The sequence below is a fragment of the Massilia sp. P2_C2 genome (assembly GCF_056404615.1).
Map to the genome: position 1 here is coordinate 1 of NZ_JBFUDR010000196.1, position 11837 is coordinate 11837.

The following is an 11837-nucleotide window of genomic DNA, read 5'->3' on the forward strand; positions in this document are numbered from 1 at the left end:
CGTTTCCTCCTGCGCGAGACCATGCGCACGCGTATGAGCACCGAGATTGCACGGGAGGAAGCCAACGCCGGATGCAAACAGGGTCGCAGGGTGAGGCATCGAACAGATGGTTCCAGCCGTGCGGGGCATAGTCAAGCCTGGCACAGGAGAACATCATGAAGCGTCCAGTTAGACTGCTGAGCATCATCGCCGCCGCAGCACTGGCGACGCCGGCACTGGCCGGCGAGATCGTCAAATGTGTGGACAGCGACGGCCACGTCACGCTGACGGACCAGCCCTGCGCGTCCGGCGCGGCCACCGTCCCGCTGAGCCAGGACACTGGCAGGCAGCAGCAGCAGCGTCACGTGCTGCCCGCGGCGGATCTGCCCCATGTGGCCTGGAAGCGGCCGAACCTCGCCACGCCCATGAAGCTGCCACGCGACGTGGCCACGCTGAAGGAAGCGCGGCGCGTGCTGATGCTGCAGGATGCGCGGCCGCGCCTGGCCGTTCGGTAGGGTGGACGGCTCCGCCGTCCACGCGTTCAACGTCCGCCGGCACGAACACGAGGCATCCAATATCGCGTATTACCCCATCCACCCTACAGTAGGTGTTCGTCGAACGGTTCGAAGCCCAGCAGGTCCGGTTCGTTGGCGGACATCCCAAGCGTGCGCACGAGCTGCAGCACATCGTCGCGCTGGATGAAGCTGGCCGATGAGCTGGCCGCCAGCAGTTTTTCCGGCGGCTGCGAACGGGCCACCGCATAGCCCTGCACGTAGTCGACACCGATCTCGGCCAGCGTGCGGATCGTGGCCGCGTCCTCGGCCCATTCGGCAATCGTCTTCATGCCCAGGTTGGCGGCCAGGTTGACGATCGCCTCGACGATGGCCACGTTGGCCGGATGGGCGTTGATGTTGACGATGAAGTTGCCGTCGATCTTGAGCACGTCGGCCGGCAGTTCCTTCAGGTACGAGAACGACGTATAGCCCGCGCCGAAATCGTCCAGCGCCACCTTCACGCCGAAGTTGCGCACCTGGTCGATGAAGCGGCGCGTGTTGTCCAGGTCGTGCAGCGCCACGCTTTCCGTGATCTCCATGCACAGGCGGCTCGCCACGTGCGTGTAGCGCCCGAGGATGTCGAGCGTGTCCTGCACGAAGCGCTCGTCGTTGAGCGACGCGCCGGACAGATTCATGCAGACGAAACGCGTGTTGCTCAGGGATTGCAGGTGGTCCTCGATCCATGCGAGCGTCGTCGACAGCACCCAGCGGTCGATCACGCCCGCGCGCCCGCTCTTCTCGGCCGCGGCGATCAGCGGACCGGCCGGGGCCACGCGCCCGTCCGCCTCGCGCATGCGCAGCAGCACTTCGAAGTTCAGCGATTCGTACGGTGCGTTCAGGGACATGATCGGCTGCATTTCGAGGAACATGCCCTCGGTGGCGTCCGGGCCGGACAGGCGCGCGACCAGGTTCAGTTCGTTGGCGCGCTCCTGGAATGCGTTCGAGCCGCGCTCGTACACGACGAGGCCGTCGCTGTGGCCGCCCTTCGCTTCGCGGCAGGCACGGTCCGCGGTCGACACGGCATCCTTCATCGGCATGCCCGGCGAGACTTCGATCAGGCCGACGGAACCGCGCACGTGGAATGCCTTGTCGCCCACGCGGTACGGCGTGCCGCCGATGCGCTCGACGATGCCGCGGCAGATCAGTGTCGCCAGCGGGATCGCCGTGTCGGGCATGACGATCACGAATTCGTCGCCGCCCACGCGGCCGATCTTCTGGCCGCCGGCCAGCGTGAGTTCGATGCGCTCGCACACCTGCTTCAGGACTTCGTCGCCGGCCGCGTGGCCGAACAGGTCGTTGATCAGCTTGAAGCGGTCGAGGTCGATGTACGCAAGCGCCAGCGGCTTGCCCGCGTTCAGCAGTTGCGCGGCGCCGTCGAACATCTTTTCGATGCCGCGCCGGTTGAAGACCTTCGTCAGCGGATCGTTGTTGGCCATGAAGCGCAGCTGCTCGGTGGCCTTGTACTGTTCGGTGACGTCCTGCAGCACGGCTTCGATCCGGCCACGCGCCAGGGTGGCGCTGACCATGAAGCGCTGGGCGCCGTCGCGGCTCGCGACCTGCATCTCGGCATGGCTGCTCGCCTGCACCTGTTCCAGCAGTTCCGTCCACAGGCTGCCGGCAAAGAACTGCTTCCACGCCGTGCGGCCGGCGACGATCCCGGTGATGCCCAGCATCCTGCGCATGGCCGGATTGGCGCTCTCGAAGTTACCGTACATGTCGAGCGTGAACAGGCCGACGGGCATCGCCTCGTAGGCGTGCTCCAGCTTTTCCTGGGCTTCGCGGCGCTTTTGCGTCTCCATGCGCATCTGTTCGGCCACGGCCAGCGCGGCCAGCAGGCTGGACGCGAGCGCCGCCGTGACGCTGTTGATCACGTTCAGCACCTGGTGCATGCCGAGCGCCGCCGACACGACCTCGGCCAGCGATGCCACATAGGTCAGCGCGAACGAGGCCGCGAACCAGCCCGCCACGCGGTTGCGCGAGCGCAGGATGATCGAGACGAGACCCACCGTCATCAGCGAGAAGCCGAAGGCCATGATCACCCACAGCATCGGCAGGAACGTGCCATACGGCAGGACAATGGCGCCGAGGAGCAGCGGCAGGCACGCCCATTGCGTGATGCGCAGCGGGATGGCCCAGCGCGTCCCGGCGAGGTCGTCGCGGAACAGTTCCTGGTACAGCGTGAGCGTGGACACGCCGTACAGCGCGATGGTCAGCGAACGGCCCGTCAGCATCCATTCCGGCGGCACGGTCATGCCCAGCCACTGGGTATCCCAGCCGGCCGACAGTCCGCCGATGCGCAGGTTCAGGATCAGCCAGCCGGAGAACAGCACGTACAGCGGCTGCCGGTTGATCAGCGCGGTGATCAGGACGAACAGCGCCAGCACGATCATGCCGCCGTCGAGCAGGCCCGACTTGCGGTGGTAATCCTCGATCGAATGGTCGAAGGCCGCTTCCGGCCATTGCAGTACATTCAGCCGCGCCGGTCCCGAAAAGCGGCCGCGGCACAGGATCGTGGACGGCAGTTCCGCCAGTTGCAGCGCGAAACCGGCCTTGGTCAGGTACAGCGCCTGCGTGCCGCGCTCGCGCGTGGCCGAGCCGAGCGGCTGCAGCGTGGTCGCGTCCCAGCAGGCGATGTCGACCGCGTGGCGCGACGGGAATTCGATGACGTCGGCGATGATCGTGCCCGGGGCACGCTGCCGCGTGTCGAAGCGGAACCAGACGGGCGTCTCGGACAAATGGGTGTCGAAATACGGCACGGCGTCGCCGTCGTGCAGGCGGGCCTCGGCCTGGACCGGGCTCAGCGGCACTTTTTCCTGCAGGACGCGGATGGCGCGCGTATCGCCACCGCCGGACACGTACTGGCTGTCCCAGCACAGCAGGGCCACGATGGAAGCGACGCCGATCGCGATCGGAATCAGATAGTAGGCGAATGCCCGGAACATCAGGTCCAGCGCGAACTGCGCCAAGCCCGGCAGGTTCCGGTGACCGGGAGATGTGGATTGCATGAGTCTCTGCGAGGGTGGTATCGCGGCCCGTCGTTACGGGCGGTCGTTATCGTCTCGCAAGGATACAGCTTTACAGTAGTGCCGTCATGCAATTATTTGATCAAGCAACCAATTCGTATTGTTCCGATGCAGGTTGTGCAACACCGATCCGGCCCGCGCTCGGCTGCGGCGGTCGCACGCCGGCACGGCCGCTGATGTCGATATCCGGATGATGGATGTGGCAGAAGAAGTTCAGCAGCGGATGTTGCGCGGCCGTCCAGCGTGCTTCGATCGTCGTGATGTCGAAGGCCATCACGCGGTGCGGGATATTGCCCACGTGGCGCAGCGGGACGAAGCCCTGGTCCGGGAATACGTCGACGAAAGTCAGCTGTTCGTATTGGCGGTCGATCGGCGCGCGGCCCGTCGCCAGCGCCCAGGCGATGCCGTTCTGCTGGCAATACAGGACGCCCGCCTTCAGCAATGCCGTCTTGACCAGGCGGCCGAGGCGGCCGTTGTCGACGCCCAGGCGGCTCATCTCGGCCAGCGGTTGCCCGCGCAGCCATTCCGGCAGTGCGACGGATTCCTCGACGTGCAGCGTTTCGTGGAGATTGGTCTGCATGCGCGCCGTGCCGAGCGGCGTACCGTCCAGCTTGGATTCAGCCAGGAAAACGATTGCATCGTCGCCAAAATCACTGGCCTCGGGGCGGACGAGCTGACGCGCGAATTCCGGCACATGGCGGTGGTACGCGGCATGGCGCACGCGCACCGCCTTCCACAGGTCGGCCTCGTTGTCCACGCGGCGGATCGTGAAAGGCAGGCGTTCGGTCGCCTTACCGGCAAGAGCGGTGTGTGCGGGGCTGGCGCGCAGCGCACCGGGGAGATTCATTTCCATAGCGACTCCTGAGTTGATGTTCAGAAACGTGACTTGCTTTGAACTTTATCAACGTTGCAGGGGGTCCCTATTTGTTGAAAAAGAATGCCTTTTGCCCCTATTTCAATTTTCAGGAAATCATGATCACATTTCATGCTTTTGTAACAATTGTCGGGCAGTGCCGCTGACACGGATCGAACTGCCCGGCACAGGGCCGACATCGGCCCGCAGGCGCGAGCGCATGCCCATGTCCTCGCCCTGCACGACAGCTATGGTGCCGCCGTGCGGCCACCCGAGGTCGCGCAGATAGCCGGCCAGCGCGGCCGTGCCCGCCCCCGTCGCGGCATCCTCATGGACGCCGCCGATGGCGAACGGGTTGCGCGTATGGAAACGCTGCGCATCCTCGACCCAGGCCAGCACGATCGTCGTCAGGCCATACCGCGCCATCAATGCGCGGCCCGCCTCCTGGTCATAGCGCATGGCGGCCAGCAGGTCGCGGCTCGCGAGCGCCAGCACGAGGTGGTCCGCACCCGCGTGGGCGAGCGCGGGCGGGATGCGCGGGTCGAGGTCGGCCTCGTGGTAACCAAACAACACCAGCGCCTCCGCCAGGAGGGCCGGATCGGCCGGGCGGCTCCACGTAGGCGGCGACTGTAGCGCTCCAGCAACATGCGGGCCATCGGTGCGCCCTTCGACCGTGATGTCGGCACCGTTCAGGTGCAGGGCGAATACGCCGTCGCCCGCGCGCCGCGCCAGCACCGCGCCGAGGGCGATCGTCGCGTGGCCGCAGAACGGTACTTCGGCCGCGGGCGAGAAATAGCGCACCCGCCACCCCTGCCCTTGCGGCGCCGCGAACGCCGTCTCCGAATAGCCGACCTCCCGCGCCAGGCGCTGCATGGCGTCCGGCGGCGGCAACGCGGCGCCGATCCAGACGCCGGCCGGATTGCCGCCCGTGTCGCCATCCGAAAATGCCGCGAGGCGCAGGACGTCCGCGCCATCGGGGGTCTGTAGTGTGGAATGTTCGTTCATGCGTGGATCCTTTGCGTGTGGATGAATGGATCAGGGGTCGAGCACGGCGGCCAGGCGCTCGGCGAGGAAGTCGACGAGCGCTTTCACGCGCGGCGCCAGCGCCCCCTGCTTGTAGAACACGGCCCAGACGGACTGGGTCCAGGGCAGCGCGGCGGCGTCCAGCAAGGGCACGAGGCGGCCGGCGGCCACGTCGGCGCGTGTGAGGAAGTCGGACAGGCTGACGATCCCGGCACCGCGCAGCGCGAGGTGGCGGATCGTCTCGCCGCTCGTCAGCTCCAGCTGCACCTGCGGCCAAGTGTCGAGGAAGTCCGCCAGCAGCGGCGCGATCAGGTGGTCGAGCGTGGGCGTCGCGGCGTTCACGCGCACGATGCCCGCCGGCTGCGCGCGCGCATGCGCGGCCAGGCTCTCCGTCTCGTCCAGTTCCGCCAGGATGCGGCGTGCGCGGCCGAGCAGCCAGCCGCCCTCCTCGGTGAGATCGAGGCGGCGCGTCGTGCGGTGGATGAGGGTCATGCCGAGCTGCCGCTCCAGGCGGGCGATGGTACGCGACACGCCGGACGGCGTCTGCCCCAGCCGTTCGGCCGCGCCGGAAAACGAACCCGTGTCGATCACGGCGACGAATGCGGCCAGCGCGCCCACGTCCAGCATTGGGGACCTCCTCACCGGCCTTGCGCACGGTGTGTTCTTCTCGATCGGTTCGACGATCGCCACGAGCCTCGTCCCGAAGGAGAAGGCGGCCAGTGCCATCGCGCTGATGTTCAGCGGCCTGACCGTGGCGCTCGTGACGGGCGTGCCGCTCGGGACCTTCATCGGCCAGCGCTTCGGCTGGCAGACGCCCTTCCTCGCCGTGGCACTGCTGGGCGTGATCGCGTTCGCCGGCATCGCCCTGCTCGTCCCGCGCGGCATCGCCGGCAGCGCGCCCTCCAGCCTGCTCACGCAGCTGTCCGTGCTGAAGAAACCGCGCCTGCTGCTCGTGTACGCGATGACGACGCTGGGCTATGGCGGCTCGTTCATCGCCTTCACTTACCTGGCACCGATCCTCGAACAGGTCGCAGGCTTCACGCCCGCCAGCGTGGGCCTCGTGATGCTCGTGTACGGCGTCTCGGTCGCCTTCGGCAACATATGGGGCGGCAGGCTGGCGGACCGCAAGGGCCCCGTGCGTGCGCTGCAGATCGTATTCGCGCTGCTGGCCCTCGTGCTGTTCGTGCTCGGCTTCACGGCCGCCAGCAAGGTCGCCGTCCTCGTCACCGTGCTCGCCTGGGGCGCCGTCGCCTTCGGCAACGTCCCGGGCCCGCAGGTCTATGTCGTGCGCCGCGCCGAGCGCGACGCGCCAGGCGCCGTCGACGTGGCGTCGGGCCTGAACATCGCCGCGTTCAACGTCGGCATCGCGCTGGGCGCATGGGGCGGCGGCCTGATCGTCGGCGGCGCCTTCCTGCTCACCACGCTGGCCGGCTGGCTCGACCGGCGCGATCCGACCACGCACACCGTACGTGCGGCACAGGTCGCCGCCATGCATTGATCATATTTTTCAAGGATTCGACATGCACATCACCATTCCACAACTGGGCCTCGGCACGTTCCGCCTGAAGGACCGCCAGGCCGGCCCAGGTAGCGCTGGCGTGGGCGCCGGCGCGTGGGCATGCCGTGATTCCGTCGTCGACGCGGCGGGCCAACCTGGAAAGCAATCTGCGGGCGCGCGACCTGATCCTGTCGGTGCACGATCTTACGGCCATCGATGCGCTCGACCGGGGCAAACGCCTCGTCGATCCCGACTTCGCACCGCATTGGGATTAACCTCTGCTGGAACCGCCTCTGCCTAAACGATCCGTCGGGTGGGCACCTCGTGCCCACGCGGACATTTGCGCCCCGTTGGCGTTACGCGTGGGCACAGGGGTGCCCACCCTACTTGTCCAGCTCCTTGTAGTGCCGGAAGATGCCTTCCTCGTTGAACGGCAGGCGCCGTTCCGACTTCAGGTACGCCGCGATGCGGGGCCGGGCGGCGACCCGGTCGTGCAGCGCGGCCAGCAGCGGATAGCCCGCGTCGATGCGGGCCAGCGCCTTGGGAAAGGCGTAGCGCAGGCCGGCGACAAGCTGGAACAGCGACAGGTCGGCATAGGAAACCGTGTCGCCCATCAGATAGTCCTTCGGCTCCGGCCGCGCGAGGATGTTCTCGAACCAGTCGAAGTACTTCGGGATACGCGTGTCGATGAAATCGGCCGCGCGGCGCTTGGCTTCCGGGCGCTGGTCCTCGTAGTACAGCGACGTGGCGATCGGGTGGTGCGTGTCGTGCGACTCCGCCACGAGGTCGGCGATCGTCAGCTGAATCTGGTTCGCCCAGTATTTTCCCTGCGCATCCTGCGGCGCCAGCCCGTGGCGCTCGCCCAGGAACATCAGGATGTTGGCGGTCTGGCCGACCGTCACGTCGCCCGCCTTCAGGAACGGCGGCGCGAACGACGGGTGGTCGGCACCGTCCATCGCCGCGATCATGCGCGCCATGCCTCCCGGCTCGCGCGCCACGTCCACGTATTGCACGCCCGCTTCTTCCAGCGCCAGGCGCACGAATTCGCCGCGCCCCTGGATGCTCGGCCAATAAAAAAGTTCATACACCATGCCTCGCTCCTCAACTTGTTCGGTCTGACTCAATTATTGAGCAGGATTTCGATATTTGGCGCGGCAATCGTGCTAGTCTTGCGTCTGGCACTTGCCTGACAAAAGATCAATAAAGAGAGACATGAGGACAACAATAAAAAAAGTGGGAAACAGTTATTGGCGGCAGTAATCTTGTGTTTTTAAAACTAATTGTTTCAGTTTAACAATACCGCTCGCCAGTTTGGCGGGCGGGGCAAGATGAACCACCGATAACGAATCCGGAGCGCACCATGATTTTCGCTCACCTGACCAAACACTGGATGGCCCGTCGGAGCCAATACGACCTGTCGTCGTGGATGCTGTGCGTCGCACGGAGCCTGCGTGTGCTGGCGCATTATCGCGACCACCGCGCGCTGTGCGAACTCGGCGTCTACCGCAACCACGTCGCGGGACAGGCGCACGACGACCTGTTCCACCACCTCAGTCACCGCCACTACCTGATCAAGGGCCTGACGGCACGCCAGCGCGTGCAGGCCGTGCTGAGCCATTACCGGTTCGAGGAAACGACGTTCAACGGCGGTTACATGGACGCCGTCTACGGCCAGCGCTCGCTGCCGCTATGGCAGCACGAGGCCGACGGCAGCAGTTTCATGATCCAGCTCGAGATGGCGTCGCGCAGCAATGCCGAAGGCGACCTTACCCTCGCGCTGATCGCGGACGGCAAATGCCTGCACCGCCTTTCGTTCAGCTGGCTCGAAGGCGACATGGTCGGCGTCGACATGCCCGTCGTCCCGTTCATCGCGCGCAACCAGGGCCGCTGGGTCGATTCCGGCGCCGCGTTCGAAGCGTTCGAACGCGTCTTCCCGAACAACTCGCCCAGCTTCTTCTGCTTCGCCGCCATGCAGGGCATCGCGCTGGCGCTCGGCATGGACAAGGTCGTCGCGATCCGCAGCGAAGCGCACATCGCCTACGATCCCGATCCCGAAAAACATTTCGCCAACGCGTATGACGGCTTCTGGAAAATCCTCGGCGGCGAGGCCATGCCGGGCCGCGACGGCTATCTGATCGCCCTGCCGTTCTACGTGAAGCCGCTGTCCGAGATGCCGTCCAAGCACCGCAAGCGCGCGGCGCTGCGGCGCGAGCATTGGCGCCTGATCGGTGATTCGGCCCGCTCCGTCATCCAGCGCCACCTGCTGCACGCGCGGGCCCACGTGGCGCACCCGGCGGCGGTGCCCGAACCGGCCTGACGGCCGCTTGTCTATTGACACATGCACCACGTTGGGGCGCGCATTATGCTACACTCGCGCCTTCGCTAGGGGTCCTGGAAGTCCGCTTCCGGGTGAGAGATACCCTTCGTACCTGATCTGGATAATGCCAGCGAAGGAAAGCGCAACGCAGTTCCACCCCTTGTTTGCCCTTCCCCCAGTTGGCTCCGGCTTTTAAAAAAGCAGCGTGCAGCCATCGGCGCGCGAATTGAGCAGACCATGAAATCACAATTGAAGTACACCGCAGTCGCGTGCGCCATCACGCAAGCTTTCGTCGCGCACGCACAGACGCAGGACACCCCCCACCCCATCGCCGAAGTCGTCGTGACGGGCAACCGCTTTATCGCCGTCGACCGCGCCAGCGTCGGCGGCTTCGGCGAGGCCTCGCTGTTCGACACCCCGGCCTCGATCATCGCCATGGGCCGCACGCAGATGCAGGACCTGTCGATCCGCTCAACCACCGAGGCGATGCGCTTCGACGCCTCCGTCGCGGACGCCTACAACGCCGTCGGTTATGCCGAGCAGTTCTCGATCCGCGGCTTCGCGCTGGACAACAACTACAGCTACCGCAAGGACGGCTTCGCGATCCCGGGCGACACGCAGATCCCGCTGGAAAACAAGGAGCGCATCGAAGTGCTGAAAGGCCTGGCGGGCCTGACGGCCGGCATCGCCACGCCGGGCGGCATCGTGAATTACGTGACGAAGCGCCCGACGAATGCGCCGCTGCGCTCGGCCACCGTGGAAGTCTCGGAGCGCGGCACGCTGTACGGCACGGTCGACCTGGGCGGCCGCTTCGAAGACCGTCGTTTCGGCTACCGCATCAACGCGGCCGCCGCCGACCTGCACCCGTACGTGCGCGGCGCCAACGGCGACCGCCAGTTCGTGTCCGCCGCGTTCGACTGGCAGATCACGTCGGACGCGCTGTTGCAGCTGGACATGGATTACCAGCGCAAGGCCCAGATCACGGCGCCCGGCTTCCAGCTGATCCGCAACGAAGTGCTGCCGACCGGTGTCTCGGCCAGGATGCTGCTGAACGACCAGCCGTGGACGCGCCCCGTCACGACGAAGGACAGCAACCTCGGCCTGCGCTTCGAGTACAAGCTCGCGCCGGACTGGCTCGCGACGGTCTCCGGCAACAAGCATTGGTTCAAGCGCGACGACTTCACCGCCTTCCCCTACGGCTGCAGCAACGAGGGCGCGGGCTTTTATCCGGGCTACTGCTCGAACGGCGACTACGACGTGTACGACTACCAGAGCACGGGCGAGCGCAAGACGCCGTGGGGCGTGCAGGCGCAGGTGCAGGGCAAGTTCTCGACGGGCGAACTGCGCCATGCGCTCACGGTCGGCACGTCGTACTCCGAACGCCACGACAGCTTCGGCGACTATGTCTACGACCTCGTCGGCTACAGCAATCTCTGGAGCCCGCGCGTGACGCCGCACGCCGCCGCCGACCGCGTGACGGGCCCCGTGTTCGAGCGCCGCAGCGACGAGGAAAGCGCGCTGTTCGCGCAGGACATCGTCAGCCTGACGAACCAGCTCACGCTGCACGCGGGCCTGCGCCACGTGCAGATCAAGCGCAGCGAATACGTCCCCGACATCGAGAACTACGTGCATGGCGACGATTCGTTCCTGCTGCCGAGCGTGGCCCTCGTGTTCAGCCCGTCGCACGACTGGAACGTGTACGGCACGATCAGCCAGGGCCTGCAGCACGGCGGCGTCGCTCCGATGCTGACGAAGAACGAGAACCAGGTGCTGGCGCCGCAGCGTTCGCACCAGGTCGAGATCGGCGCCAAGGCCGCGCTGGACAACGGCATCAACCTGTCGGCCGCGCTGTTCCAGATCCGCCAGGGCCTGGAGTACACGGACGCGAACAACACCTATGTCCGCAACGGCAAGGAAACCCACCGCGGCCTCGAACTGACGGCGCAGGGCCGGGCCACGCCGGCGCTGGACTGGAGCCTGTCGCTGATGGCGCTGAACACGCGCCAGGAAGGCACCGGCCAGGCGAGCATCGACGGCAAGCGCGTGACGGACGTCCCCGCGTTCAAGTCGACGGCATGGGTGCAGTATGCGGTGGATGCCATCCCCGGCCTGAAGCTGGACGGCACGTGGCAGTACTCGGGCAAGAAGGCGTTCGACGTCGAGAATACGGTGTTCGTGCCGGACTACCACGTGTTCGGCGCGGGCGCGTCGTATGGCGTGAAATGGGGCGCGACGAACGTCACCTTGCGCGCCCGCGTGGACAACCTGTTCGACAAGTTCTACTGGCGCGACGTGACGCCGGCGCTGGGCGGCTACCTGCTGCCGGGCGCACCGCGCACGTTTCGCGCGTCGGCCCAGTTCGACTTCTGAACTGGGTAGGGTGGGCACCCTTGTGCCCACCAAACGCATGACGGTCCGCGAACGTCTGGTGGGCACGGGGTGCCCACCCTACTGACAATAACGCCAACATACTGAACCAGGTAGAGTGGGCACCCCGTGCCCACGCGTAACGCCAACATATCGCATACGTCGCGCGTGGGCACAGGGGTGCCCACCCTACGCGCCGGGCGGGCCGATCACGGCCTCGACC

At 66.3% G+C, this 11837-nt stretch carries 9 protein-coding genes, 1 pseudogene and 1 riboswitch; of the genes and pseudogenes, 5 read left to right on the top strand and 5 right to left on the bottom strand.

Going from position 1 to position 11837, the window contains the following annotated elements:
• Positions 1–155: 155 nt before the first annotated feature.
• On the top strand, positions 156–494 hold the full coding sequence (locus AC1DYX_RS20600; RefSeq protein ID WP_477262237.1) for a DUF4124 domain-containing protein: 339 nt from the start codon (positions 156–158) through the stop codon (positions 492–494).
• Between the two features lie 83 nt (positions 495–577).
• Here AC1DYX_RS20600 and AC1DYX_RS20605 read toward each other — a convergent pair whose 3' ends face one another.
• The 4 genes from AC1DYX_RS20605 to AC1DYX_RS20620 all read right to left on the bottom strand — a co-directional run bounded on the left by AC1DYX_RS20605 (position 578) and on the right by AC1DYX_RS20620 (position 6059).
• Positions 578–3538: a putative bifunctional diguanylate cyclase/phosphodiesterase gene (locus AC1DYX_RS20605; protein ID WP_477262239.1), complete on the bottom strand. Its 2961-nt coding sequence runs from the start codon at positions 3536–3538 to the stop codon at positions 578–580.
• Positions 3539–3638: 100 nt separating this feature from the next.
• Positions 3639–4409 (bottom strand): hypothetical protein, encoded by a 771-nt coding sequence (locus AC1DYX_RS20610; protein WP_477262241.1) that lies wholly within the window; start codon positions 4407–4409, stop codon positions 3639–3641.
• A gap of 123 nt (positions 4410–4532) precedes the next feature.
• Positions 4533–5414, bottom strand: coding sequence for a PhzF family phenazine biosynthesis protein (locus AC1DYX_RS20615; RefSeq protein ID WP_477262243.1), 882 nt, complete (start codon positions 5412–5414; stop codon positions 4533–4535).
• 30 nt (positions 5415–5444) lie between these two features.
• Positions 5445–6059, bottom strand: coding sequence for a LysR family transcriptional regulator (locus AC1DYX_RS20620; RefSeq protein ID WP_477262245.1), 615 nt, complete (start codon positions 6057–6059; stop codon positions 5445–5447).
• Here AC1DYX_RS20620 and AC1DYX_RS20625 point away from each other — a divergent pair.
• Together AC1DYX_RS20625 and AC1DYX_RS20630 are read left to right on the top strand one after the other, a co-directional pair.
• Positions 6013–6930: an MFS transporter gene (locus AC1DYX_RS20625; RefSeq protein ID WP_477262247.1), complete on the top strand. Its 918-nt coding sequence runs from the start codon at positions 6013–6015 to the stop codon at positions 6928–6930. The genes AC1DYX_RS20620 and AC1DYX_RS20625 overlap by 47 nt on opposite strands.
• Positions 6931–7004: 74 nt before the next feature.
• A pseudogene (locus AC1DYX_RS20630) lies at positions 7005–7205 on the top strand (aldo/keto reductase); the annotation flags it as partial.
• Positions 7206–7313: 108 nt separating this feature from the next.
• Here AC1DYX_RS20630 and AC1DYX_RS20635 read toward each other — a convergent pair.
• Positions 7314–8021, bottom strand: a complete 708-nt coding sequence (locus AC1DYX_RS20635; protein WP_477262249.1) for a glutathione S-transferase — start codon at positions 8019–8021, stop codon at positions 7314–7316.
• 269 nt (positions 8022–8290) lie between these two features.
• Between AC1DYX_RS20635 and AC1DYX_RS20640 the strand changes: the two genes are divergently transcribed.
• The gene (locus AC1DYX_RS20640; protein WP_477262251.1) at positions 8291–9247 is read left to right on the top strand and encodes a DUF535 family protein; all 957 of its coding nucleotides are present in this window, start codon (positions 8291–8293) and stop codon (positions 9245–9247) included.
• 57 nt (positions 9248–9304) lie between these two features.
• A riboswitch (TPP riboswitch) is annotated at positions 9305–9403 on the top strand.
• Positions 9404–9484: 81 nt separating this feature from the next.
• Positions 9485–11617: a TonB-dependent siderophore receptor gene (locus AC1DYX_RS20645; RefSeq protein ID WP_477262253.1), complete on the top strand. Its 2133-nt coding sequence runs from the start codon at positions 9485–9487 to the stop codon at positions 11615–11617.
• Positions 11618–11837: the final 220 nt, after the last annotated feature.